The 24,615-nt window shown below is 69.8% G+C and carries 27 protein-coding genes and 1 tRNA gene; 8 read left to right on the forward strand and 20 right to left on the reverse strand.

Annotated features, from left to right (window positions below):
* Positions 1-26: 26 nt before the first annotated feature.
* From ACIRVH_RS36190 to ACIRVH_RS36205, 4 genes are all read right to left on the reverse strand, one after another.
* Positions 27-857, reverse strand: coding sequence for an MBL fold metallo-hydrolase (locus ACIRVH_RS36190; protein WP_403962581.1), 831 nt, complete (start codon positions 855-857; stop codon positions 27-29).
* Positions 854-1,735: an NUDIX hydrolase gene (locus tag ACIRVH_RS36195; protein ID WP_403962583.1), complete on the reverse strand. Its 882-nt coding sequence runs from the start codon at positions 1,733-1,735 to the stop codon at positions 854-856. The genes ACIRVH_RS36190 and ACIRVH_RS36195 overlap by 4 nt, the downstream gene beginning before the upstream one ends.
* Positions 1,736-1,802: 67 nt before the next feature.
* Positions 1,803-2,267: a RidA family protein gene (locus tag ACIRVH_RS36200; protein WP_403962586.1), complete on the reverse strand. Its 465-nt coding sequence runs from the start codon at positions 2,265-2,267 to the stop codon at positions 1,803-1,805.
* Complete coding sequence (locus ACIRVH_RS36205; RefSeq protein ID WP_003975360.1) at positions 2,264-2,425, reverse strand: DUF4177 domain-containing protein; 162 nt, start codon at positions 2,423-2,425, stop codon at positions 2,264-2,266. The genes ACIRVH_RS36200 and ACIRVH_RS36205 overlap by 4 nt, the downstream gene beginning before the upstream one ends.
* A 106-nt stretch (positions 2,426-2,531) precedes the next feature.
* Here ACIRVH_RS36205 and ACIRVH_RS36210 point away from each other — a divergent pair, with 106 nt between their 5' ends.
* Positions 2,532-3,509, forward strand: coding sequence for an ArsA family ATPase (locus ACIRVH_RS36210; protein WP_403962589.1), 978 nt, complete (start codon positions 2,532-2,534; stop codon positions 3,507-3,509).
* Positions 3,506-4,891 (forward strand): ArsA family ATPase, encoded by a 1,386-nt coding sequence (locus ACIRVH_RS36215; protein ID WP_403962592.1) that lies wholly within the window; start codon positions 3,506-3,508, stop codon positions 4,889-4,891. The genes ACIRVH_RS36210 and ACIRVH_RS36215 overlap by 4 nt, the downstream gene beginning before the upstream one ends.
* 229 nt (positions 4,892-5,120) lie before the next feature.
* On the opposite strand, the gene wblA is transcribed toward ACIRVH_RS36215, so the two are convergent.
* Entirely contained in the window at positions 5,121-5,459 is a 339-nt protein-coding gene (wblA, locus tag ACIRVH_RS36220; RefSeq protein ID WP_179851885.1) for a transcriptional regulator WblA, read from the reverse strand.
* Between the two features lie 456 nt (positions 5,460-5,915).
* On the opposite strand from wblA, the gene ACIRVH_RS36225 reads away from it, so the two are divergent.
* Positions 5,916-8,222: a transglycosylase domain-containing protein gene (locus ACIRVH_RS36225; RefSeq protein WP_403962595.1), complete on the forward strand. Its 2,307-nt coding sequence runs from the start codon at positions 5,916-5,918 to the stop codon at positions 8,220-8,222.
* A 95-nt stretch (positions 8,223-8,317) separates the two neighbouring features.
* Here the strand turns inward: ACIRVH_RS36225 and ACIRVH_RS36230 are convergent, their stop codons facing one another.
* The gene (locus ACIRVH_RS36230; protein WP_403962598.1) at positions 8,318-8,785 is read right to left on the reverse strand and encodes a GatB/YqeY domain-containing protein; all 468 of its coding nucleotides are present in this window, start codon (positions 8,783-8,785) and stop codon (positions 8,318-8,320) included.
* 186 nt (positions 8,786-8,971) lie between these two features.
* Between ACIRVH_RS36230 and ACIRVH_RS36235 the strand changes: the two genes are divergently transcribed.
* The 3 genes from ACIRVH_RS36235 (at position 8,972) to ACIRVH_RS36245 (ending at position 10,947) form a co-directional block, all read left to right on the forward strand.
* Positions 8,972-9,898 (forward strand): metallophosphoesterase, encoded by a 927-nt coding sequence (locus ACIRVH_RS36235; RefSeq protein ID WP_403962601.1) that lies wholly within the window; start codon positions 8,972-8,974, stop codon positions 9,896-9,898.
* A 150-nt stretch (positions 9,899-10,048) separates the two neighbouring features.
* Positions 10,049-10,807, forward strand: coding sequence for a Pr6Pr family membrane protein (locus ACIRVH_RS36240; protein WP_403962604.1), 759 nt, complete (start codon positions 10,049-10,051; stop codon positions 10,805-10,807).
* Between the two features lie 66 nt (positions 10,808-10,873).
* A tRNA-Pro gene (locus tag ACIRVH_RS36245) sits at positions 10,874-10,947 on the forward strand.
* Positions 10,948-11,066: 119 nt separating this feature from the next.
* On the opposite strand, the gene ACIRVH_RS36250 is transcribed toward ACIRVH_RS36245, so the two are convergent.
* The 14 genes from ACIRVH_RS36250 to ACIRVH_RS36315 form a co-directional block, all read right to left on the reverse strand.
* Complete coding sequence (locus ACIRVH_RS36250) at positions 11,067-12,581, reverse strand: LacI family DNA-binding transcriptional regulator (protein WP_403962607.1); 1,515 nt, start codon at positions 12,579-12,581, stop codon at positions 11,067-11,069.
* 69 nt (positions 12,582-12,650) lie between these two features.
* Positions 12,651-12,971, reverse strand: coding sequence for a helix-turn-helix domain-containing protein (locus ACIRVH_RS36255; RefSeq protein ID WP_403962609.1), 321 nt, complete (start codon positions 12,969-12,971; stop codon positions 12,651-12,653).
* A gap of 223 nt (positions 12,972-13,194) precedes the next feature.
* The gene (locus ACIRVH_RS36260; RefSeq protein ID WP_403962612.1) at positions 13,195-14,370 is read right to left on the reverse strand and encodes a DUF3631 domain-containing protein; all 1,176 of its coding nucleotides are present in this window, start codon (positions 14,368-14,370) and stop codon (positions 13,195-13,197) included.
* Complete coding sequence (locus ACIRVH_RS36265; RefSeq protein ID WP_403962614.1) at positions 14,367-14,723, reverse strand: hypothetical protein; 357 nt, start codon at positions 14,721-14,723, stop codon at positions 14,367-14,369. Before ACIRVH_RS36265 ends, ACIRVH_RS36260 begins: the two co-directional genes overlap by 4 nt.
* Positions 14,720-15,610, reverse strand: coding sequence for a bifunctional DNA primase/polymerase (locus tag ACIRVH_RS36270; RefSeq protein ID WP_403962617.1), 891 nt, complete (start codon positions 15,608-15,610; stop codon positions 14,720-14,722). The genes ACIRVH_RS36265 and ACIRVH_RS36270 overlap by 4 nt, the downstream gene beginning before the upstream one ends.
* A gap of 149 nt (positions 15,611-15,759) precedes the next feature.
* Complete coding sequence (locus ACIRVH_RS36275; protein WP_403962620.1) at positions 15,760-15,963, reverse strand: hypothetical protein; 204 nt, start codon at positions 15,961-15,963, stop codon at positions 15,760-15,762.
* Positions 15,960-16,148, reverse strand: coding sequence for a hypothetical protein (locus ACIRVH_RS36280; RefSeq protein ID WP_403962623.1), 189 nt, complete (start codon positions 16,146-16,148; stop codon positions 15,960-15,962). Before ACIRVH_RS36280 ends, ACIRVH_RS36275 begins: the two co-directional genes overlap by 4 nt.
* A gap of 410 nt (positions 16,149-16,558) precedes the next feature.
* Positions 16,559-18,640, reverse strand: coding sequence for a cell division protein FtsK (locus tag ACIRVH_RS36285; protein ID WP_403962626.1), 2,082 nt, complete (start codon positions 18,638-18,640; stop codon positions 16,559-16,561).
* A gap of 89 nt (positions 18,641-18,729) precedes the next feature.
* Positions 18,730-18,930 (reverse strand): DUF6257 family protein, encoded by a 201-nt coding sequence (locus ACIRVH_RS36290; protein WP_403962629.1) that lies wholly within the window; start codon positions 18,928-18,930, stop codon positions 18,730-18,732.
* Positions 18,931-19,006: 76 nt separating this feature from the next.
* On the reverse strand, positions 19,007-19,402 hold the full coding sequence (locus ACIRVH_RS36295; RefSeq protein WP_403962632.1) for a DUF6251 family protein: 396 nt from the start codon (positions 19,400-19,402) through the stop codon (positions 19,007-19,009).
* A gap of 16 nt (positions 19,403-19,418) precedes the next feature.
* Complete coding sequence (locus ACIRVH_RS36300) at positions 19,419-19,775, reverse strand: RRQRL motif-containing zinc-binding protein (RefSeq protein ID WP_403962635.1); 357 nt, start codon at positions 19,773-19,775, stop codon at positions 19,419-19,421.
* Positions 19,775-20,884 carry a conjugal transfer protein gene (locus ACIRVH_RS36305; RefSeq protein WP_403962638.1) on the reverse strand — a complete coding sequence of 370 codons (1,110 nt, stop codon included), beginning with the start codon at positions 20,882-20,884 and terminating at the stop codon, positions 19,775-19,777. The genes ACIRVH_RS36300 and ACIRVH_RS36305 overlap by 1 nt, the downstream gene beginning before the upstream one ends.
* The gene (locus ACIRVH_RS36310) at positions 20,884-21,549 is read right to left on the reverse strand and encodes a GGDEF domain-containing protein (RefSeq protein WP_403962641.1); all 666 of its coding nucleotides are present in this window, start codon (positions 21,547-21,549) and stop codon (positions 20,884-20,886) included. Before ACIRVH_RS36310 ends, ACIRVH_RS36305 begins: the two co-directional genes overlap by 1 nt.
* Positions 21,546-21,836: a hypothetical protein gene (locus tag ACIRVH_RS36315; RefSeq protein WP_403962699.1), complete on the reverse strand. Its 291-nt coding sequence runs from the start codon at positions 21,834-21,836 to the stop codon at positions 21,546-21,548. Before ACIRVH_RS36315 ends, ACIRVH_RS36310 begins: the two co-directional genes overlap by 4 nt.
* A 523-nt stretch (positions 21,837-22,359) precedes the next feature.
* On the opposite strand from ACIRVH_RS36315, the gene ACIRVH_RS36320 reads away from it, so the two are divergent.
* Positions 22,360-22,752: a GntR family transcriptional regulator gene (locus ACIRVH_RS36320; protein ID WP_403962642.1), complete on the forward strand. Its 393-nt coding sequence runs from the start codon at positions 22,360-22,362 to the stop codon at positions 22,750-22,752.
* Positions 22,753-22,910: 158 nt separating this feature from the next.
* The gene (locus ACIRVH_RS36325) at positions 22,911-24,158 is read left to right on the forward strand and encodes an XRE family transcriptional regulator (protein WP_403962645.1); all 1,248 of its coding nucleotides are present in this window, start codon (positions 22,911-22,913) and stop codon (positions 24,156-24,158) included.
* The last annotated feature ends 457 nt before the right edge of the window (positions 24,159-24,615 follow it).

The following is a 24,615-nucleotide window of genomic DNA, read 5'->3' on the forward strand; positions in this document are numbered from 1 at the left end:
CTCGGCCGGACCGGACCTCGGCCGGACTAGATGAGCCCGTGCTCGCTGAGGTAGTCCATCTGCGCCCGCACGGACAGCTCGGCCGCCGGCCACAGGGAGCGGTCCACGTCGGCGTACACATGGGCGACGACCTGGGCCGGGGTGCGGTAGCCGTCCTCGACGGCCGTCTCGACCTGGGCGAGGCGATGGGCACGGTGGGCGAGGTAGAACTCGACCGCGCCCTGGGCGTCCTCCAGGACCGGCCCGTGGCCCGGCAGGACCGTGTGCACGCCGTCGTCCACGGTCAGGGACCGCAGGCGGCGCAGGGAGTCCAGATAGTCGCCCAGGCGGCCGTCGGGGTGCGCCACGACCGTCGTACCGCGCCCGAGGATGGTGTCGCCGGTCAGCACGGCCCGGTCGGCCGGGAGATGGAAGCACAGGGAGTCCGCGGTGTGCCCGGGGGTCGGTACGACCCGCAGCTCCAGGCCGCCGACGCCGATCACGTCCCCGGCGGCCAGGCCCTCGTCACCCAGCCGCAGCGCCGGGTCGAGGGCACGCACGCGCGTGCCGGTCAGCTCGGCGAAGCGGGCGGCGCCCTCGGCGTGGTCGGGGTGGCCGTGCGTGAGCAGGGTGAGGGCGATCCGCTTGCCGGCCCTCTCGGCCGTGTCGACGACGCTGCGCAGGTGTGTGTCGTCCAGCGGACCCGGGTCGATCACCACGGCCAGCTCGGAGTCGGGCTCGGCGACGATCCAGGTGTTGGTGCCGTCCAGGGTCATCGCGGAGGCGTTGGGCGCCAGCACATTGACGGCCCGTTCGGTCGCGGGCCCCGAGAGCACACCGCCTCGCGGCTGGCCGGGCAGGGCTGCTGCGTCGGTCATGCGGGGCCTCCACCGATGCTCGGGGCGGTCGGGATGTGCTTGGTGAACTCGTCGTGCCCCGGCCAGGACAGCACGATCTCGCCGCCCTCCAGGCGGGCACGCGCCAGTACCGGGGTCATGTCGCGCGCGGGCGCCGCGGCGAGCGCCTCGGCGGCGGTGGCGTACGGGAGCAGCTGGCGCAGGGTGGAGATGGTGGGCGGCATCATCAGCAGCTCGCCCTTGTCGTACCCGGCCGCGGCCTCCTCGGGGCGGATCCACACCGTGCGGTCGGCCTCCGTGGAGGCGTTGCGGGTGCGCTGGCCCTCGGGGAGGGCGGCGACGAAGAACCAGGTGTCGTAGCGGCGGGACTCGAACTCCGGGGTGATCCAGCGGGTCCAGGCGCCGAGCAGGTCGGAACGCAGCACCAGGCCGCGGCGGTCCAGGAACTCGGCGAAGGAGAGGTCGCGGGCGACGAGGGCGGCGCGGTCGGTCTCCCAGTCGTCCCCGGTGGTGTCGCCGACGACGGAGTCCGGGTCGGGTCCGGCGAGCAGGACGCCCGCCTCCTCGTACGTCTCCCGGACGGCCGCGCAGACGATCGCCTGGGCGCCGGCCTCGTCGACACCGAGCCGGTCGGCCCACCACGCGCGCGTGGGGCCCGCCCAGCGGACCTGGCGGTCGTCGTCGCGCGGGTCGACACCGCCGCCGGGGTACGCGTACGCGCCTCCGGCGAAGGCCATGGAGGCGCGTCTGCGCAGCATGTGGACGACCGGGCCGGCCGCGGTGTCCTTCAGGAGCAGCACCGTGGCCGCGCGCCTCGGGGACACCGGGGTGAGGGTGCCGTCCGCGAGCGCGCGGATGCGGTCGGGCCACTCCTCGGGGTACCACTGACCGTTCGCCATGGCCGGAGGCTATCCCGTGTAGGGCGAATGTTCGAGAGGTAGCCGAGGTCAGCGGGGCTGAGGGAACTCAGGGAATCAGCTCGACCTGGATCTCGACCTCCACGGGCGCGTCCAGCGGCAGCACCGCGACGCCCACCGCGCTGCGGGCGTGCACGCCCTTGTCACCGAGGACCTCGCCGAGCAGCTCGCTGGCGCCGTTGACGACACCGGGCTGCCCGGTGAAGTCGGCGGCCGAGGCGACGAAGCCGACGACCTTCACCACGCGCGCGATGCGGTCCAGGTCGCCGGTGACGGACTTCACGGCGGCCAGCGCGTTCAGCGCGCAGGTGCGGGCCAGCTCCTTGGCCTCCTCCGCGGTGACCTCGGCGCCCACCTTGCCGGTGACCGGGAGCTTGCCGTCCACCATCGGCAGCTGGCCGGAGGTGTAGACGTACGCACCGGACCGCACGGCCGGCTGGTACGCGGCCAGCGGTGGGACGACCGCCGGCAGGGTCAGGCCCAGTGCGGCCAGCTTGGCCTCGACCGCGCTCACGCCTGCTTCTCCCGCTTCAGGTAGGCCACCAGCTGTTCGGGGTTGTTGGGCCCGGGCACGACCTGGACGAGCTCCCAGCCGTCCTCGCCCCAGGTGTCCAGAATCTGCTTCGTGGCATGGACGAGCAGCGGCACGGTTGCGTATTCCCACTTGGTCATGGGCCGACTGTATCCGCTGTGACCCACGGGACAGGTGGACGGCCTGAGGGCCGTTTATCCACAGCCTCCCGCGTGACCGTCGGCGGGACTGGTTAGTCTCGAAGGCGTGAGCAGGCTCCAGGTCGTCAGCGGCAAGGGCGGGACCGGAAAGACGACGGTCGCCGCCGCACTCGCGCTGGCCCTCGCGACCGAGGGGAAGCGGACGCTTCTCGTGGAGGTCGAGGGCCGGCAGGGCATCGCACAGCTCTTCGAGACGGAGGCGCTGCCCTACGAGGAGCGGAAGATCGCGGTCGCTCCGGGCGGCGGGGAGGTGTACGCCCTCGCCATCGACCCCGAACTGGCCCTTCTGGACTATCTCCAGATGTTCTACAAGCTCGGCGGCGCGGGCCGGGCCCTGAAGAAACTCGGCGCGGTCGACTTCGCGACCACCATCGCGCCGGGCCTCAGGGACGTCCTGCTCACCGGCAAGGCGTGCGAGGCGGTGCGCCGCAAGGACAAGTCCGGGCGGTTCGCGTACGACTACGTCGTCATGGACGCCCCGCCCACCGGGCGCATCACCCGCTTCCTCAACGTCAACGACGAGGTCGCCGGGCTCGCGAGGATCGGCCCGATACACAATCAGGCGCAGGCGGTGATGCGGGTGCTGAAGTCGCCGGAGACGGCGGTGCACCTGGTGACGCTGTTGGAGGAGATGCCCGTCCAGGAGACCGCCGACGGCATCGCCGAACTGCACGCGGCACGGCTGCCGGTGGGCAGGGTCATCGTGAACATGGTCCGGCCCCAGGTGCTGGACGCGACCGACCTGGAACTCGTACGGACCGTCCCGCGTTCCTCCTTCGCGCAGGCCTTGTCGGCCGCGGGGCTCGGCGGGGCCCGGCGGGGCGGGAACGCCGAGCGGCTGGTGGACCCGCTGCTGGCGCAGGCCGCGGAGTACGCCGAGCGGCACACGCTGGAGCAGGAGCAGCGCGCGGTCCTCGGCGAGCTGGACCTGCCGCTGCACGAACTGCCGCTGCTCGCCGAGGGCATGGATCTCGCGGGCCTGTACGAACTCGCCACCGAGCTGCGGAAGCAGGGGTTGTCATGAGTCCGGACCCGGCCGAGGCGCAGGACGCCGCTCGCCCGCACCTCTCCGCCGCGCGCGTGCTCGACATCGACCCGCTGCTGGACGACCCGAAGACCCGGATCGTGGTGTGCTGCGGCTCGGGCGGGGTCGGCAAGACGACGACCGCGGCGGCGCTGGGCCTCAGGGCGGCCGAGCGGGGCCGCAAGGTGGTCGTCCTCACCATCGACCCGGCCCGCCGGCTCGCCCAGTCGATGGGCATCGACTCCCTCGACAACGTGCCCCGGCGGGTGAAGGGCTCCGAGGGCGACGGCGAGCTGCACGCCATGATGCTCGACATGAAGCGCACCTTCGACGAGGTCGTCGAGGCGCACGCGGACCCGGAGCGGGCGGCCGCGATCCTGGCCAACCCCTTCTACCAGTCGCTCTCGGCGGGCTTCGCGGGCACGCAGGAGTACATGGCGATGGAGAAGCTGGGCCAGTTGCGGGCCAGGGACGAGTGGGACCTGATCGTGGTCGACACTCCGCCGTCCCGCTCGGCGCTGGACTTCCTGGACGCGCCCAAGCGGCTCGGCTCCTTCCTGGACGGCCGCCTGATCCGGCTGCTGACCGCTCCGGCGAAGCTCGGCGGCCGCGCGGGGATGGCCTTTCTGAACGTCGGCATGTCGATGATGACCGGCACGCTGGGCAAGCTGCTGGGCGGCCAGCTGCTGAAGGACGTACAGACCTTCGTGGCCGCGATGGACACCACGTTCGGCGGTTTCCGCACCCGCGCGGACGCCACGTACAAGCTGCTCCAGGCGCCCGGTACGGCGTTCCTGGTGGTGGCGGCCCCGGAGCGGGACGCGCTGCGCGAGGCCGCGTACTTCGTGGAGCGGCTGGCCGCGGAGGACATGCCGCTGGTGGGACTGGTGCTCAACCGGGTTCATGGCAGCGGCGCCGGCCGGCTGTCGGCCGAGCGGGCGCTCGCCGCCGCGGAAAATCTTGAGGAGCCCCGCATTGTGGATCAGGGGGGCGGGAAAGCTGGACTTCGTAACTCTCCCGACACGTACGGCAGTTCAGAATCTCCTGCTTCCGCAACACCGGCTCCGGACGACGGCTCCCCCGCCTCGGACGACGGTTCACCGGCCGTGGACAGCGATGCACCGGACAACGGCTCCCCTGACGGGGACACGGAAGCGGACACAGAGCGTTCCGTCGACCAGCTGACAGCAGGCCTGCTGAGGCTGCACGCGGAGCGCATGCAGCTGCTCTCCCGCGAACAGCGCACGCGTGACCGCTTCACCGCCCGCCACCCCGAGGTGGCGGTCGTCGAGGTGCCCGCACTGCCCGGTGACGTGCACGACCTCACGGGCCTGCGCGACATCGGGGACCGGCTGGCGGCACGGCGAACAGAGCTGTCGTAGCGCTCACCGCGGACGGCTGAGCCGCCCGGGCCCCGGCCGTAAACGGGCGCACACCTAACCTGGCTGTGCGCCGACTTCGTACCCGCCTGCCGAGCGGGCGTTGCCCCGAGGGCACGCCCACGCACAGCAGGTGTTCAGCGGATGTGCCCCAAGACACACGTCCGACCGCTGCTTCCCATGCCTCATGGCCGGTCGGAGTGACCCCGGATCCACGCCGGGGGCGATGCCCTCAGCTCACCGCCGCATAGTTCTCGTACACCTCGTCGCTGTCGAGGGGCACGATGCCGACGCCACGCTCGTACTCCAAGCGGGCGGTTTCCAACAGCCTGCGCCAGGAGGTCACGGTGGGCCGCCGGCGCAGCAGTGCGCGGCGCTCCCGCTCCGTCATACCTCCCCACACGCCGAACTCCACGCGGTTGTCCAACGCATCGGCCAGACATTCGGTGCGTACCGGACATCCGGTGCACACCGCCTTGGCCCTGTTCTGTGCTGCTCCTTGAACGAACAGTTCATCCGGATCGGTAGTGCGGCAGGCAGCCTGCGCACTCCAGTCGGTTACCCAGCCCATACCGGCGCCGTCCTCTCCCGAATCGAGGCTCCCCCACGGCGGCAGCGGCATATTCACCGCCGCCAGTTGAGGACGTTACGGAAGGTGGGGACAGCGCAACACCCCCTTCGGGCCCAATCTTGAATGGCCCGAACGGACTATGGGTAAGCGGCAGATCACCCGCGGGAGTGAGCTGGCGACATGCGTGATCATCCCGGCAAACCGGGACGGCTGTGGTGCGCCACAACGGGCGCCAGGTGACACACAAGGCGGATTCGGACACGCCCCCACCAGAAAATCGGGGTACTTCCGGAACGATTCGGGGTCGTCGGACGTATTGATACGTGGCCGCACCGCTGTGACAGTTGAGAGCAGCTTAGGCCAAGGCCTGCGCGCATGTCCGGCGAATGAGAAGGAACGCGTTCTGCTTTGCCGTGCCGTGATGGAACGCTCATCACAACGGTTTAGGCTGCCCCCATGCCAAAGAAGCGCTCGGGCGGTGGCCTGTCGGCAACGCAGCAGGCCGCCAAGTTCCTCGGTGTCAGTGTGCTCGCGGGAGCCGTGATGGCGGGCATCGCGCTGCCCGCTGCCGGCGCGCTCGGACTCGCGGCCAAGGGCTCGGTCCAGGGCTTCGACGAGATCCCTGCCAACCTCAAGAGCCCCCAGCTCAGCCAGCGCACGACCATACTGGACAGCCGGGGCAACCAGCTCGCGACGGTCTACTCACGCGACCGTACGGTGGTGGACCTCAAGGACATCTCGCCGTACATGCAGAAGGCGATCGTCGCGATCGAGGACTCCCGCTTCTACAAGCACGGCGCGATCGACCTCAAGGGCGTGCTGCGCGCCCTGAACAAGAACGCGCAGAGCGGCGGGGTATCCCAGGGCGCCTCCACGCTCACCCAGCAGCTGGTGAAGAACTACTTCATCGAGGAGGCCGGCGACGACCCCACCAAGGTCGCCGAGGCCACCCAGCAGACCCTCGGGCGCAAGGTCCGCGAGCTGAAGTACGCGATCCAGATCGAGGAGAAGCTGGGCAAGAAGAAGATCCTCGAGAACTACCTGAACATCACCTTCTTCGGCGAGCAGGCCTACGGCGTCGAGGCCGCCTCCCAGCGCTACTTCTCCAAGCACGCCAAGGACCTGAACGTGCAGGAGTCGGCGCTGCTGGCCGGCATCGTCCAGTCCCCGAGCCGCTACGACCCGGTGAACGACGAGGCCGAGGCCACCAAGCGCCGCAACACCGTCCTGCAGCGCATGGCCGAGCTCGGCGACATCTCCCAGGCGGAGGCCGACCGGGCCAAGGAGAAGCCGCTCGGCCTGCACGTCAGCCAGCCGAAGAACGGCTGCATCACGGCCACCAAGGGCGCCGCGTTCTTCTGCAAGTACGTCGAGAACGTGTTCCTGACCGACCCGACCTTCGGCAAGACCCGCGAGGCGCGCGCCCAGCTCTGGAACCGCGGTGGCCTCACCATCCGTACGACGATGGACCCGCAGGCGCAGGAGTCCGTGCAGGCCTCCCTGAAGGAGCACGTCTACAAGTCCGACAGCGTCGCGGCGGCGGCCACCCTGGTCGAGCCCGGCACCGGCAAGGTCCTGGCGATGGGCCAGTCGAAGCCCTACGGCTACGGCAACAACGAGACCGAGTACAACTTCTCGGTCAACCGGGACATGGGCGGCTCCAACTACGGGTTCCCGACCGGTTCGACGTTCAAGCCGTTCGTCGCGGCGGCCGCGATCGAGGGCGGCAAGCCCGCGACGCAGGCGTACTCGGCGCCGTACAAGATGAACTACCCGAGCCCGGTCCAGCGGTGCAGCAGCAACCCCTACGTCAACACCAAGGGCGAGACGGTAGAGAACGAGAACGAGTCCGAGAAGGGCCCGTACCGCATGAAGGAGGCGATGGCGAAGTCCATCAACACCTACTTCGTGCAGCTGATCTCCGACATCGGTCTGTGCCCGGTGGTGAAGATGACCGACGCGCTGCACGTGGTGCAGGGCGACGGCTCGAAGCTCCCGGAGACCCCCTCGATCGCCCTCGGTTCGATCGGCCTCTCCCCGCTGACCATGGCGAACGCGTACGCCACCTTCGCCGCGCGGGGCATGTACTGCACCCCGATCGCCATCGAGTCGATCACCCAGAAGATCGGCAACGAGCAGAAGTCGCTCGAGGTCCCCAGGTCGACCTGCTCGCGTGCGATGAGCGAGAAGACCGCCGACACCGTCAACACCCTGCTGCGCGGTGTGGTCGACTCCGGTACCGGCCAGCAGGCGGGCCTGACCGACCGGGAGAGCGCGGGCAAGACGGGTACGACGGACGAGCGCAAGAACGCCTGGTTCGTCGGCTACACGCCCAACCTGGCCGGTGCGGTCTGGGTCGGCAGCGCCAAGCAGAACGTGAAGATGACCGGGATCAGCATCGGCGGGGTCTACCACGACCTCGTCTTCGGTGGTCAGGTCCCCGGCCCGATCTGGAAGGACGCCATGACCGGCGCCCTGGCGGGCAAGGCGGCCCCGGACTTCAACCTGATCGACATCCCCGACGACGACAAAAACGGGAAAGGCCGGGGAAAAGGCCGGGGGAACGACGGCGGCAAGAACGGGGACAACACGGGCGGGCTGATCGGCGGACTGATCGGCGGCCTCACTGACGGGGGCACGACCGGCGGCGCCACGGGCGACACCAACGGCGGCACCTTCCCCACGCCGACGATCTCCCTCCCCGGCAACTTCATCGAGGGACAGACCAACGGCGGGAACAGGAACGGGGGCACGCGGGGCTAGCCCCGGCGGACCTCACCCGGTACGACGGCGGGGCCGCACCTCCCAGATGGAGGTGCGGCCCCGCCGTCGTACTCGTACGTCTCTGTTTCCGGTTGTCAGCCCTGGAGGAGCTTCTTCACCACGGCGGCGACGCGGCCGCCCTCGGCCTGGCCGGCCACCTTCGGGTTCACGATCTTCATGACGGCACCCATGGCCCGCGGCCCCTCGGCGCCGGCCGCCTTCGCCTCCTCGACGGCCTGGGCGACGATCGCGTTCAGCTCCTCGTCGGACAGCTGCTTGGGCAGGTACGCGGCAAGAACCTCGCCCTCCGCCTTCTCCCGCTCGGCCTGCTCGGGGCGACCACCCTGCGCGAAGGCGTCGGCCGCCTCACGGCGCTTCTTCGCCTCGCGGGTGATCACCTTCTGCACCTCGTCGTCGGAGAGCTCGCGCTTCTCCTTGCCCGCGACCTCCTCCTTGGTGATCGCGGCGAGGGTCAGCCGGAGCGTCGAGGAGCGGAGCTCGTCGCGCCCCTTGATCGCGGCGTTGAGGTCGTCGTGCAGCTTCGACTTGAGCGTGGTGGTCATGCGGCCGATTGTCTCAGGTACGACGGCGGGGGCGCCCCCGCATTTACGCGGCGGAAGGGCCCCAGGGTCGGGCGGCGGAAGGGCCCCAGGGTCGGGCGGCGGCCGGCACCGGGGTCGGGCGGCGGCCGGCCGTGGGTGCAAGGCGGCCTGTCTCGACGAGTCGGCGGGGTCTGACACGATGGTCATATGCGCGCGCAATACGGAGTACCCCTGGGAATCATGGCGGCAGGCGCCGCCGGACTGGCGTACGCGGCGGGCTTCGAGGCCCGCTCCTTCCGCCTCCGACGAGTGACGGTCCCGGTCCTCCCGCCGGGCATGCGCCCGCTGCGCCTGCTCCAGGTCTCCGACATCCACATGGTCGGCGGCCAGCGCAAGAAGCAGCGGTGGCTGCAGGCGCTGGCGGGCCTGCGCCCCGACTTCGTGATCAACACCGGCGACAACCTCTCGGACCCCGAGGGCATCCCCGAGGTCCTCGACGCGCTCGGCCCCCTGATGGAGTTCCCGGGCGCGTACGTCTTCGGCTCCAACGACTACTACGGCCCCAGGCCCCGCAACCCCGCCCGCTACTTGCTGGAGAAGGTCAGCGGCCGCCACGGCCTGAACGGCAACGCCCCGGCGGTGGGCGTGATCCACAACCCCTGGGAGGACCTCAGGGACGGCTTCGACGCGGCGGGCTGGCTGAACCTGACGAACACGCGCGGCGTGCTGAAGGTCGAGGGCGTGTCGATCGAGCTGACCGGCCTGGACGACCCCCACATCAAGCGCGACCGCTACGCCCGGGTGGCGGGCGGGCCCTCCGGCACCCACGACTTCTCGATGGGCGTCGTCCACGCCCCCTACCTGCGCGTCCTCGACTCGTTCACGGCGGACGACTACCCCCTGATCCTGGCCGGCCACACCCACGGCGGCCAGCTGTGCATCCCCTTCTACGGCGCCCTGGTCACCAACTGCGACCTGGACACGGACCGGGTGAAGGGCCTGTCCACGCACACGGCGGAGGGCCGTACGTCCTACCTCCACGTGTCGGCGGGCTGCGGAACGAACCGCTACACCCCCGTCCGCTTCGCCTGCCCTCCGGAGGCGACGCTGCTGACGTTGGTGGGGCGGGAGTAGGCGGGAGTAAGGGAGCCGGGGTGGGAGCCGGGGCTGTCCTGTCGCGGCACCTGGCGGCACCGAGGTCACCGATGGCATCTCCGGGACCGACGTAACCCACCCGGAGTGCCCCGGATGGCCCCTTTTACCCCCTCTGCTTAGCGTGGGGGCATGACCGCCCCCATACCCAGGGAGATCCCGGACCTGCCCGCGGTCCCGGGCCCGCCCCTCCTGCTGCCCGCACCGGTCCCGGCCACGGCGGTGGTGGCCCCGGCCCACCGCCCCCTGGCGGCGATGTTCCGCCTCCTGATCGCCCTCACCGCGGCGGCCGGCGTCGCCCTGCAGCTCCTACTGGGCAGCCCCGCCCGGACCCTGAGCTACTTCAGCGTCCAGACCGGCATCCTGCTCGCAGTGGTCATGCTCCTGTCGGCATCCAGGGCCTGGCGGGCCCGCCGCCCGCTCCCCTCGTCCGTGACAGGCGCCACACTTCTCTACGCCGTGATCACCGCGCTGGTCTACCATCTGCTCCTCGCGCACACGACGCCCCCGTTCGGCATGACGGACGCGACCCCGCCCCCGGCCCGCTGGCACGCCCAGTGGGCAGCCCTTCAGCTCCTCCACACGGTGGTCCCCCTGGCGGCCGTCCTGGACTGGCTCCTGCTCACCCCCGCGGCCCGCCTGCACCTCCGCCAGGCGGCGGGCTGGCTCCTCTACCCCCTGGCCTACCTGGCCTTCTCCCTGATCCGGGCCACTTTCGTCACCCCGACCACCCCCGCCCGCTACCTCTACCCCTTCCTCGACGTCGAGGCCCACGGCTACCGCAGCTCCCTGGCGAACGCCCTCCTTCTCGGGCTCGCGATGTACGCCCTGGCGGTCCTCCTGATCGCCCTGGACCACACCCGCCCGACCCCGGTCCGCCACGGCGCCTAAACCGGATTTCGTCTCCGGCCACCAGTGGGCTAAAGTAAACGACGTCGCCGCGACGAGCAGCGACATCGGGGTGTAGCGCAGCTTGGCAGCGCGCTTCGTTCGGGACGAAGAGGTCGTGGGTTCAAATCCCGCCACCCCGACAGTGAAACACCAGGTCAGGCCCGGTGCTGAGAGATCAGCACCGGGCCTGATTTGCTGTGCGAGGCCTTCCTGGGAGAAATCGGGGAGAAGATCTTGGAATCCCGCTCCCAGAAGACGCCTACCGACGCGCTCTCAGACGCTCCTGCAAGAGGTCGTTGAGCACGGTGACCGGCGACGCGGGGCACATGGTCAACCGGGCATCCAAGGACGCCTCCCACTCGGCAGTGAGGTGCTTCAACAGTTCCTCGCGCATCTCTCGGGTGATATGGGAGTAGCGCGCCTGTACCGAACCGTCGATGTGCCCCATGCGCTCATCCATGAGCTTCGGCGGGGTGCGGAACCCTTCCATGCGCGTCTTGTGCGTGTGCCGCAGCCCGTGGGGCGTAAGCCCCTTCGCGATCGGCACCCAGCAGGCATCCGCCCGCGCCTGGGCGCCCCTCCCCCGCGCCGGCACACCGGGCCAGGGGTGGGCAAGAACGGGCACGGGCCGTGCCTCCTGCGGCGCCTTCTTCGGGTACCAGCCGGAAGCAGCCGGCGTGAACAGCCACGTGGCGAACCCGTTCCGGCGCCTGTGCTCCGCCTGGTCGACGGCGCCCCCACCGCGAGTGAACCCGAGAGCCTCGATCGCCTCACGCACGCGCGCCGTCGTGGCTTCGGCTACGGCGTCCGGCCGGTTGAGGACGTTGGACACTGTGCCGGTGGAGACGCCGGCGCGTCGCGCCACGTCCACCACCTTCGCCCCGGTCTCCCCGGTGCGGGACACGCCCTGCCCTCGGAACACGTACGTCTTGCCGTGACAGGTGCAGGGCTTCGGCTGCACACGGGCTATGTGGCCGGTCCACAGGCGAGCGAGCCACGCGGGGGCGTCGATGGTGCGGTAGCTGTCGTCCTTGGGCGGGCAGCGCTCGAACTCTCCAGAGTCGAGTTCGTAGAGCTGCCATTCCACGCGCACGGCTGAGGGGCGGATGAACTCCGTCTCCAGGCCCACGATTTCAGCCCACCGCATACCCGTGTAGCCCTTGGTGACAAGGGCTACGAACTCGTCATCGCGTCCGGAGAGTAGCGACGCACGCTCGGCGCACAGCAGGATGCCGAGCGGATCCGTGACGACCTTTTCCGGCCCGCGGTCACGCGAGCGTCCGGCACGCTTCCCCCTGCCGCGGCGCTTCGTAGCGGGGTTGGAACTGATGAGCTCCTCGTCCACCGCGTCTTCCAGGACGAGGTGAAGCGTGCCGCGCCAGGTCTTCACGCTCGATGCGGCGTACAGCGCCTTTTCCTTCTTCTCCCACACGTCGACGTCCACGCGTTGGATCGACGCAAGCGGGCGGTCCTCGAACTCCGGAAGTAGATGTTCTTCCAGGTGACGGCGATAGTTCTGCATCGTGGACGCGGCCAGATCTTGCGCCGCGTACCAGCGTGAGGCGTACTCGCCGAAAGTGATCTGTCCGGCCGCCGGAACCTTCCATGTGCCGCCCCGCACCTTGGCTTCTTCGGCATCAGCGGCCTTCTTAGCTTCGCGCTTGGTACGGAAACGGATGGCGTTGCCGTTCTCGTCGGCCACTGTGCCGTACTTACCCGGCGAGATCTTGTAGCGGCCACGCCAGTACGTGCCGCGGTTCTCGACGAACCCCATGCTTCCTCTCATCACAAGCGACGGGCGAGAGCCGGCGGTTCGGCTCCCGCCCATCTCGTCATCGCGTTGTCAGGCGGCGTTCCGAGCACGTCGCGGACGTCGTGCCCTGAGCTGCACCGCAGGAGCGTCGAAGGGGACGACTTTCCGACGGCGCGACGAAGTGACCTTGTTCTCGGAGGTATTCACCTGGTCCGGACGCTCCTCAAGGATGTGAAAGATGTCCTCCACGTGTGTCCGCGTGAAGCGATAGCCGCTGCCGCTACGGATGAAAGGGATGCGGCGACGGCGCGCCTGTTCCTTCACCCACCACTCCGAGCAGTCGAGCGCCTCAGCGACTTGGGCAGGTGAGTACGTCGGCGGAAGCGCGTCATTCTTCTGACCCGAGGTCATGGCTCCTCTTTCTTGGAGTCGAGCAGACGGGAAGGGGGCAGCGGCCCCCTTCCTGTCAGTTCCGCTACTTCCGCTACCTCCGCTACCGCCCTGGTCAGGGGCATGATCGAGGTAGCGGATAGGGGTGCGGGTAGCGGATGGAGCCGCTACCGACGCCGGGGTCGTGGCCGCGGATCCGGTAGCGGATGGGGCGTTGCGGTAGCGGATGCGAAGCGCCTTGCCGCTACCCGGAAACCGTCTCTGAGCTGCCCGGTAGCGGAGGTAGCGGAAGTAGCGGACTTTCCGCGGGGGGTGGGCAGTAGCGCTGCCACGCGTCGTGCAGATCGCTCGCGTAGTAGCCCTTCATGACGCTCCCACCGGCCTTGATGTTGCGGGCCGCGATGGGGCTGTTGTCCGCGGTCATGTACTCCCGCAGCATCCGCGACAGCCCGCGGGCATCGAGCGGCTTGCCGCTCATGTCCGCCCAGGGCGCCTCTTCGAGGCTGTGCAGCCTGTCGAGGATGGCGACGGTGGGCAGGCGGTCGATGCCGTTGAACACGTAGTCGCGCAGGTCGGTCAGCAGCCGGATGCCGATGCTGCCCTTGTCGCTGGTCTTGGCCGCGTTCACCAGCTCGATGCACGCGGCGCGGGCCCGCTCCGGCCACGTGCCGCCGGCCGCGTCCGCGATGGCGAGTAGGGGTTCCCACACGTCCGCGGGCCGGTCGCTGACGCCCTCCGGCAGTGCCGGGAACACCCCGTCGACCAGGTGCCGTACGGACTGTGCCCAGGCGGCGAGCCGGTCGCGCAGCGCGTGCCCCTCCTTCTCGTGGATACGCTGCCGAAACGGCTCTACCTGCTCGTTCGGCGCGCGACGGCGCATGCGAACGATGACGGAGCGGGTCAGGATCGTGTCCGGCAGCGAGCCGAGACCGGCGACCGCCACTCCGCAGAACGACGGAAACTCCTGCACCTGTTGGTTGGCCCCGTCGCCGACGCAGCGCCACATGACGCCGGAGCGGCGGTGACCGGCGTTCAGGAAACCGCGGAGCTGTTCGTTCTCTCCGGCCTTGGGCCCGAAGACAGTGTCAATCTCGTCGAACAGGATCGTGGGCCGTCCCTCCATCCCCGACACCGCGCGAAAGAGCGCGGAGGCGGAGGCGTTGACCGCGACCATCGGTTGCGGCACGAGGGTTTCCACGATCTCCAGCGCGCGGGACTTACCCGAACCCGGTTCCGGCGACAGGAACGCGAGCCGCGGGGTGGAGTCGAAGCAGTCGAGCAGGTGCGCGTGTGCGTCCCACAGCGTCACGGCGACGTACGCGGCTTCGAGGGGGAAGATGTTGAAGCGTCGGTGGAAGGCTTCCACCTCGTCGAGCAGTGCGGAGCCGTCCATGGCGGGTGCCGGCGGATTGGCGCTCATGCCGCCTGCCTCCCTTCCTGGTTGGTGCGGAGCGGGCATGCGTCGCGGTGGGCGGTGTGGTCGTCGATCAGGGCGAGCACCTTCGTGTGGCCGACGGCGCTCCGATCCCTGCCGCACAGGCATTTCGAGGTGGCGGTAGACACGGCGCCGCGCGGTGCGCAGATGCACAGCCACGCGACCGGGAACCGTCCGTCGCCTTGGTGCTGGTCAGGACGAAGAGCAGAAGGGACGCCCTTACGGGCGGCGCCTTTCGACTCGCCCACGGCCGGACCGGGCGCGGCTTGTGCGGCGGCGCGCGGGGCGGTCGGGGTGACGGGAAGGCTCTTCAGTGCGGAGCGGGGAGGGGTGCTCATGCCACCCTCCGCTGACCGTTGCGGGCAATCGACCAGTTCAGACCGCTGCGAATGGTCGCCTCACATGATCGCGGCGACAGACCGGCCTGCTCCCCCGCCCACTGAAGAGCCTCCTCAACCTGCTCCCTGGGGAGGTCGCCCCACGCGATGAACCGCCCCAGGGCTCGCGCCGCCCGGAGCAAGGTGGCGTTGCGCTCGCCCTCCGGCGCCTGCCGCACGGACGCGGTTTCCGCATTCAAGCCCGCCGCGGCGTAGCGAGAGGCTCGAACAGCCGACGGTGCAGCCATTACTGCCCGCGAACTCTGACGGGTCGCCAGATAGGCGCTCAGCCAGTCCGGCAGGGGCGCGGGCGGCGTGCCGTTGACGACCGCGTAGGCGCCTGTGGAGGTGAGGCTGCCAGGGGCGACGACGTAGCCGCCCCACGCGCGGGTGTCGATGCGCTTGCCGAGCCGTCCGGCGGTGTTGCCGAGCCGGACGCCGGGCGGGGCGGTGAAGTACAGGTGGACCCCGCCGCTCGCGGTCCGCACCGTGCGGGTGGTGGGGACAGCCTGCCCGGCGCGCTCGCAGAGCGCCATGAAGGTCGTCACGCCGTTAGGCGTGTCCGTACTGCTCTTCCGCTTGGGCATGTCGAGGTCGACGACGACCAGCCCGGACGGGCCGGTCGCGATGCCGACGTTGAACGGCAGGTCGCCCCACGCGCGGCGGATGCGGTCGGGGTCGATGGTGGCGCGCTCTTCCCACTTGCGGTGACCGCCGGCACAGTCCCCGATGCCGGGGCACACGTCCTCGCCGTGCAGAGCGGGCCGCTTGTCACCGGGACGGAGCGGCAGCACCGCCCATCCCTGCTCGGCGGCGTCGAGGGCGGCGTACAGGAGGTGTCGGTTCATGCCACGACTCCCGGGGAGAGGGCCCATCGGCTCTCGCCGAGAACGCTCGGTTGGGACATGCTGTAGGTCTCCTGTTCTGCTACGTCGGGATTGGGAGACCGTGGGCGGTGGGCTGTCCTTGTCCGGGAGGCCACCGCCCACGGGCGTTACTAGCGGTCCAGGTCCACGGGTCGCTCTGCCAGGGCGGGTGCCCGGTCAGTGGCGGTGAGGTAGAGCCGGACGCGGTTGCGGTCGCGGGTCGGATACGCCCTCACTGGGCCGGTGGTGAACCCCTCGGCTAGGGCGGCTGTGATCCGGTCGGCGTCCGCCGGGGCGCAGATGACCCGGATCTCGAACGAGCTAGGCCCGGTCACAGGCTGGGGATGGCGTGGACGATGGCGGCGGCCATCTCGTTGATGGGTCCGGCCGCGCCGGTGGAGGCGAGGAAGAACCCGAACATGACGGCGGTGAACGCGGCCCCGGCGGTGAGGCTGTGGGAGCGCAGCAGGAAGAACAGGACGAGGCCGAAGAGGAAGACGAGCGAGACGGTCACGGCCATGGGGTGAACCTCCTGTCGGAGTTGGGGCGGTGAGGTCGTCGGATGCCGGCGCGGTGGATGTCGCGTCCGGTGTTGAGCAGGCGGCGGCCGATGCGGAGCCGGTAGGCCTGGCCACGGCAGCGGCGGCACAGCTTGACCGTGCGCCGGGCCTGCCGGAGGCCGGTGCCGGAGCACTTCCGGCACGGCGTGAACGGCCGGACCGCACATAACACTACGTAACAGGCGAGGGTCAGCAGGACGGCGAGGCTAGCGAGAGCCACGAGGGCTCACATCCCTTCCAGGGGCGATTTCAGGGTGTTTTCGCAGATGGGCCGCTAGACGCTAGTGGGCAGGTCAGCAACCATGCGGGGTGCTAGTGGGGCTGCTAGACCTAGCGGGCGCGGCTGCTAGGTCTAGCAGTGCTGCTCGGGTCAGGCGGCGGCCCGATCGGCGTTACGGCGCGTAATCGCGGCGGCGACGTCGGCACGCTTGATGCCGCGCCGGTTGGCGCCCTCGCCGTCGTCGGTCTGCCCCCACACCTGCCCCGGCTTGATACCCCAGGGCTTGAGGGCGGCGGTCACGTTCTCGCCCTGCCAGCCGGCGTAGGTGTCGGGGTGCGCGGCGGTGAGCCGGGCGGCGATGCGCTCGCACCACACGGCCTTCTCGTCGGCGGCGATCACGTCGAGGACGTCGGCGAGGATGTCGGAGCCGGTCCCGGTCGTCTCGGGGCCCTTGCCGATGGCGTGGCCGGTGACGTTGCCGTACTCCTCGCGCACCTTGCGGGCGCGGGCGACGATGCGTTCGGCGCCCAGCGCGTCCACGAACGCGGACGCGACGATTCGCGGGTCGTCGCCCTCGCCGGCCATCCAGCAGATGCCCCGGTCCGAGCGGGAGAACATGGTGGCGCGGATACCGGCCTTGTAGGCGCCGGTGCCAAGGACCATGTCATTGGCGGTGTGGCCCATGACCTTCAGGCAGAACCTGAGGACAGCGTTCGCGCTGATGCCCGACGGCAGGGACTTCGCATCGGGACGCTGGGTGCCGAACATGCCCACGATCCCGAGGGCGGGACCGCGCTTGGTGACGTCCTCGCAGATCTCCTCGATCTCCGCACCGTACTCGTCGTCCTCAAACGGCACCTGACACTCATCGAAGGCCGCCACGATCGGGTGCAGTCCCAGGCTCTTGTCGTTGGCCAGTTCGGGGGTGACCTTGGACTCCGGGCACCGGGAACGGGGCAGGGACTTGATGATCTTCGCGCGGCGCCGCAGCTCCTCCCGCAGCTCCCGCAAGCAGCGCACGACGTATTCGATGTCGTCGTCATCCTCGCCGGCGCGGTAGCGGTGGCAGACCGGCTCCAGGGCGCCGAAGTCGCCGGTGCCCTTGAAGTCGAACGCGTAGATCTCGGCGCGGGGGTCGAGGGCGGCGATGAGGAGCAGCAGCCGCATGAGGAAGGTCTTGCCCATGCGGGGCACCGAGCCGATGACGATGGAGGCGAACATCAGCGTGACCGTCACGTCGCGCATGCGCTGGTCGTTGCCGAACACCACAGGCTGGAACAGGTCCACCGTGCCCGACTTCGCCAGCGGCCAAGCGGGTTTGGTGGTCTCGTTCATCGGCTTGTCCCCCACCCACAACACCAGGCGCCCCTCGTGCTGCTCGGGGTCCGGGGACGGCCAGACACAGCCGACCTTGCGGCGCAGACCGGACGCGAGGGGCTTGCGCGCGTCCATGATGTCCTCGGGTGTGACGCCGTAGGGAAGGTCGAGGTCGGCGCGGTAGCCGGGCCCGTCACGGACGATCTCCGAGACGAACCGCATCCCGTTCATGTCACCGCCCTTCTTGATCGCGGCCGTGATCTTCGCGTTCCCGATCGAGTCCAGACCGCGCAGGACGATCGAGCCGGTCAGCTTCTGCACCTCGGTCTTCAGCACCGCCGGACCCACCACCGGAGCGTCGGGCTGCTGCCCGCCGACACCGAGGAGCAGCACCCCGCCGGCCGCGAACGCGTAGAGGTATTCGGGGGCAAGGACATACAGGTACAGGGCGAAGCCGAGACCGAACACGGCCGCGACCAGCGTCACGAGGCCGCGCAGGCGGATACGGCCGGCACGCAGCCGGGCCAGGCGCATGTACTCCTCGACGTCCTCGGTGCGGACCGCGAACTCCCGCAGGGGTGCGGCCTCCCGGTCCCACACCCACCGGTTCGTCGACGCGATGAACCGGCACGCGCCCCGAGGTGACATGAGGGCGAGGCGTCCGGCATACACCGGCAGCCGCACCCCGTGGTACAGGGCGGCGTATCCGACGTTCGCGCCCGCGTGGCGGGCGGTCGCGACGAAGTCACGCCGGTTGGTGAGCCATCCGGCCAGGACCGGCTTGCGCTTCTCCACGCGCACCTTCGGGTCCGGCAATGCCGGGTTGTCCACCGCGACGGGCGCCACCGGTACGTCCTCGTCGCGGTCCGTGTCGAGTACGGGCCGCAGGTGCGGGCCCGCCGTGCTGTCAGCCATGCTGGGTACTCCCTGCTGCTCAAATGTGGTGGTGGGTGGCCCGGGGGTGGCCTGTTTCCTTGGCCGGGACGACCGCCCCCGGGGCGTTGCTACTTGCGGTTCTTGGCGCGCTCCTCGCGCTTGCGGGCCTGCGCGATGACCCGGTCGAACTTGCGCTGAAGGTCGCTCTGGTCGACCCGGCCGCCGAACTGCCGGTCGTCCGCGAGTCCACGCTTGGCCATCCGGGCGGCATACCAGGCGAGCTGGGCTTTCTCACCGGCGGTGAGGCGGGGCTGGTTCCTGCTGCTCACGGCTGTCTCTCCGATCCGGGCCGGGCTGTCCGGCTCCCCACGGCCCCGGACGCGGGTCCGGGGCCGCAGGCAGCCGTCAGCGACGGCCGCGGGCGCGGCGCACGTTGCTCGCGGCACGCTTGCCGTCCTCGCCGCCCACCGAGCGGACGACGGTAACGACGCCCCACGCGCAGACGGCCGCGATCAGGGCCAGCAGCGCGAGGTTGGCGGCGATGGCGGTGAGGACGCCGACCAGCAGCGGGCCGAAGTACACCCCGGCCGCGACGGCTCCGGCCCCGACGCCGGAGCCGAGGGCGATGCGCTGCACGGTGCGGTCCGGCGGCGCCTGGTGGATGTGCTGCACCACCACCGGAGCCGGGGCCGCGTGCTGCTGCGGCAGAGCGGGGGTGATCGTGGCGGGGGTGTCGTCGTAGACGAACCGGCCGTCCGGGAGACGGACGACACCGGGAACAGGAAGACGATCGGGGTCCATCTGGAATCTCCCAGGGTCAGTTGAAGTCGGAGCAGGGCTCGCAGGCACCGAGGGAAGTGCGGATGACGTAGCCCACGTCCTTGCAGCAGGCGGGGCACGTGCGGCGGGGGCGCATCATCTCTTCGTGTGCGCGCCACCGGGTCGGGGTCATCGGGCGGACGGGCTTGGCCAGGTCGAGGCGGTAGAGGTAGGCGGCCGCGATGCCGCGCGGGTAGCGCCACATCAACTGCGCCGCCACCTCCTGACCACCCGGCCGAAGCCCACGCGCCCGCAGTTGCCGACGCGTCGCAAGCCCGTCCGGGGCCAGGTGGAGCGGGTAGGTGGGGATGCCATACGTGACGCCGTCCGGATCCCAGAACCGCGCGGCGGACATCAGGGCGCCGTCGGGGCGGTGTGCTGCGCGCGCTCGGCGAGCAGCGTGTCACGCAGCATCCGGGCGTTCGCCGGCGAGGTGTGCACCTCGCGGCGGATCCCTTCAGCGGTGATCTGCGCGTCCGTCCACCCGGCCGTAGCCGACCGCGCTTCGGCAAGCAACTGATCCGGGGTGCGCTTGGGACGGGGCGATCGGGCGACCTGCGGAACACGGCCCGTCGCCCGACGCGGCCGACTCGACACCGCCGGGACCGACCGCACGACCGGAGCCGGGATCGGCGCGGGAATCTGCCGTACGGGCTTGAGCGGCAGGGTCGACTTGCCCAGGTCGACCGCGACAGGATCCGGCACACTCAGTCGGGTCAGCGTGACCGTGGGCGCCGGGGTCGATTCCCGCAGGTCAGCCCTAGACCGATTCATCTCGGTCTCAGTGGATTCCTCCGCATTCGTACCGACGGGGAGGAGCGGGGCGGCAGCACCGAACATCGACGCGAGGGCCGCGTTGGCGCCATCGGTGATCCGGTCCCGCTGGACATCGAGCAGCCTCGATCCGAGCGCCGCGTCCCCGACCCCGACCTTGCGGGCCAGGCGCCACGACGCCCGATCCGACCGCTTCCTGACCCGATCGCTCGGATGATGGGCGGCACGCGCACGGTGGTAGGCGAGGGCCTGCACGATGTCGGCGATACGCCGCTCGTTCTCCGCGTCGCGGCCATCGGTGTGCACCACGATCCGGCGAGCAAGGAACGCCATGCCCTCGGCGGAGACGGACATGCCCATCGGGGTCAGCGCGTAGACGACGGTCCGGCCCGCATCCGGCGCGGCCATCGCGCCCATGACGGCAGCGGCGGCCGGCAACGCCCACAGTCCCATCCGCACAACGCGCGGTGAGGACTGTCCCAGCATCGTCAGCCCCAGCAGGACCAGGGCGAGCACGGCTGTGGCGCCCTCACCAGCACCGAGGGCACCGAGCGCGGTCCCCCTGCCGTAGGCGTGCCCGATATTGCTGTACGTGCCGATACCGCCGACCACGCCCGTGGCGAGCATGGGCACGAACGCGCCCGTCAGCACACCGACCTGCACCTTCGTCAGCGGCTTGCGTTCGGTCATCACGCCACCTCCCTGGCAGAGGTGCCCGGCCGGCCGAAGCGGCGGCCGTGGACGGTGGGCAACGCGGGGGTCTGCTCGTGCCTCGGGGCGATGCTGAAGCCCCCGCCCTCCCGTTTGGTGCGGTACATCCGCTCGTCGGCCAGCCGCAGCAGGGCGGACAGGTCGGCGGGGCCGCGCCAGTAGCGGGCGACCCCGATCGAGACGTGCACGTCGATATCCCCGCCCGGGTACGGCACCGGCCGTTCAAGGCTGCAAAGCAGGTCACACAGCTTGGCGCTCAGGTTCTCGGTGACGGTGCCGGCCTCGCCGCACACGTCGGTAACGACGGCGAACTCATCCCCGCCCAACCGGCCGGCGACCCCGTGGTGCTCGACCGCCCACGCCCCCAGACGCATGCCGGTCGCGCGGATCACCGCGTCTCCGGCCGCATGGCCACGGGTGTCGTTGACCTGCTTGAACCCGTTCAGGTCCAGCACGAGCACGGCTCGCTGCCGCCCCTTCGACAGGCTCTTGCGGGCGCGCTCCTCGAACGCGTCCCGCGTCCACAGCCCAGACAGCGGATCGCGGCGGGCGGCCTCGACCCGGCGGGTGAGCCGCAGCGCGTGAACGGACCAGCCGACCAGTAACGGAAGACCAGTAGCGGTGGCGAACGTCAACTCACTCATGCCGCTTCCCCCGTTCCCGTCCGGTGGCCGCGAGCGGCGCGCAGGAACGGCACGGTGCGGGTGAGCGCGTCGGCGTACAGGGCATCCCAACCGGCGATCTCCTCGCCGTCCTCGGCCTCGCGGTGCAGGTCGGCGAGGATGTCACGGGCCGCATCCTCGCGGGCAGCACGCTCGTCGACCGTCTCGGGGTCCAGCGGGCCCCGGAACAGGTCGATGTCGATACCGAGCGCCAGTTCCACGAACTCCAGGTCGCCATAGGCCTCTTGGCCAGCGACGAAGGTGCGCATGCGCATGCTGGGTTCTCTCCTCTTGCTGCGTCGGGATGGGAGACCGGAAGCGGCGGGCTGTCCTTGTCCGGGAGTGCCGCCGCGTCCGAGGTGAGGGGCCAACGCCGCGCGGTTGCAGCGGGCCAAGTGCCCCGGGCCGGATTTGATCCGGCGCCCTCACGGCGGGATGCCGGGGCGGTGAACGTGTCTCCTTCGGGGGTGCCGTGCCCGTACCAGGTAGCGCGGCATGACCCCGTTGTAGGCGTATGGAGACGTGACCTTTCGGTCTAAGCCGTCCCGAAAGTGAAAAGGGTCGGGTCCGCCCTCGGCCCGCTCTGTCCCGGGCCCCTTGGGGCCGCATCCGTGGACGCGACCCCCATTGGGTCGTGCGGTCTTGCAGGTCAAGCGCGTGCAGACACAGCTGGCTGGCCCTGCCGGGCCTGCCGTGCTGATGCGTAACAGCATGTACTAGCACGTACCACTGCGCAATAGGTCCGGACAGATCTCGTGCTAGGGCGTACTAACGGTGGGTACGCTCGACGGCGTGACCAGCGCTGAAATCTCGAAAGACAACCCGCGTACGGAGTCCGAGCAAGCGGCCGACATCCTGCGACAGGAGATCGTGAACGGCACCATCCCGCCCGGGGCCCATGTGGGCTCGGTCCGGGACTTGGCGACGCGGTTCAAGATCTCGGGAATGACCGTGCAGCGCGCACTCACGATCCTGCGCGAGGATGGGCTCATCACGACCACGGCCCGCGGTAGCTACGCCCGGGACCCCCAGCAAGCGGCCGAATCCCAGGAGGCGAGCACCGGCGTCGACCTTCCCGAGGTCCTGCATCAGCTCGAACATCTCACCTCCCAAGTCTCAGATCTGCGGGGCAGGGTCGAACGGCTCGAAGCGCTCGGCGAGCGCTCCGGTCCGAGTGGCGCCTGATCTGCAACCAGCCTGCAAGGAACGGGAGTTGTGAGGTAAGTGACAGCTGGGGGACGGCGAGGCAGAGGTGGGGACACGTCCAGTGACACCCCTCTGTCCTCTTCCCTGTCCCCCCGGCTCACGGGCAAGACTCGGAGTAGGCACTCGGAGGAGGGCGCATGACCGACGACAGGCCCGCATGGGCACGGCGCATCGCGGCTGAACGGGCGGCGCGCGACTGGTCACAGCGGGACGCAGTCAGGGCACTGCGGGCACATGCTCCGACGGAGCTCCCAGCGGAAGACAGCCTGATCCGCCAGTGGAAGCGCTGGGAGTCGGGCCAGATGCCGAACGACTTCTACCAGCCGATCATCGCGGCCACCTTCGGCACTGTGACGCACGCGCTCTTCCCCGCGCCCTCACGCCGGGACGGGGACAGCGAGATCCTCATGGCGAGCGGCATGGAGACGCTGGAGATCGTGAGCCGGCTCAACCGGTCCGATGTCGACAGCGCCACGCTCGATGCCCTGCGGATCACGACGGACCGGCTCGCCTCAGAGTACCCATTCATGCCGAGCGAGCAACTGCTCATCGAGGGGCGGCAGTGGCTTCGCCGCGTCGTGGAGCTGCACACGAAGAGCCTCACGCTCGCACAGCACCGTGAAGTACTCGCCCTGTCCGGCTGGCTCGCGCTGCTCGTGGGCTGCGTCGAGTACGACACGGGCGACCGACACGCCGCTGAGTCGACACGCCGCGCCGCCCTCTCTCTCGCGACGGAAGCCGACCACGCAGAGGTTGCCGGGTGGGCACACGAGATGCGGGCATGGTTCGCTCTCACGACCGGTGATTACCGCGGCGTCATCGCGGCAGCGCAGGCCGGAGCGGACACAGCGCAGCACCACGGTGTGACAGTGCAGCTTGCCGCGCAGGAAGCCAAGGCGTGGGCGCGGCTCGGGGACCGCCGGCAGGTTGAGGTAGCTCTCGACAAGGGACGGCGGATGCTCGAAGCGATGCCGCACCCTGAGAACTTGGACAACCACTTCGTGGTGGACCCCGCTAAGTTCGACTTCTACGCGATGGACTGCTACCGCCTGGTCGGCGAAGACAAGCTTGCGCGTACGCTCGCCAACGAAGTGCTGAGGGCGGGAACGGATTTCGACGGCACCGAGCGATCACCGATGCGGAACGCGGAAGCGCGAGTCACGCTCGGAGTCACGGCGGCGCGTGAGGGCGACCTGGAGCAGGCACTGACTATGGGAGAGCGGGCCCTCGAAGGGGACCGTCAGTCGGTTCCCTCGCTGATTATGACCAGCCGGGAACTTGCTGCCGAAATGAGGCGCCGGTACGGCTCCGAACCAGCAGCGCAGGACTACCTCGCGCGGCTCCGCTCCCTCGCCGAGCAAAAGCCCGGATTCCTCCCCCGTTGAGCAGCAGCTGAAGGATCTCGGCGCTCATCTCTCTGGTGCAACTTGCGGCAAGACTTCGACCGGTTGACGATGGTGGAAGGGTCACCTCGGTGGAGGAACCGCCCCCCCCAACTGTTCAAGAGACCAGGCGTCCGACATGAGCCCAAATCGCACCCCGAGGCTGCAGCCACAGGCCGCGCGGTCCAAGGGCAAGAAGAAAGTTCGTTACGCCAAAGGAAAATTGTACTTCACAAAGGCTGACGTGCAACGAGCAGCACGGAAGGTACAAGTCCGCAAAGGCGTGAAGGGCGCCTGGCACACTGTCCCTGCCGAGGAAGTTGTCACGGAGATGCTGACCGGGACACGAAAATCGCTGAAATTCGATAACAGTGATCGCCGAAGGCTCACCCGTGGAGTGTATGAGGTCCTAGCCAATCCGAGCGCCCGGAGCGGCGATCGAGTAAAGGCCGTAGAGGCG

The sequence above is a fragment of the Streptomyces sp. NPDC101165 genome, from assembly GCF_044768135.1.
Classification (GTDB): Bacteria; Actinomycetota; Actinomycetes; order Streptomycetales; family Streptomycetaceae; genus Streptomyces.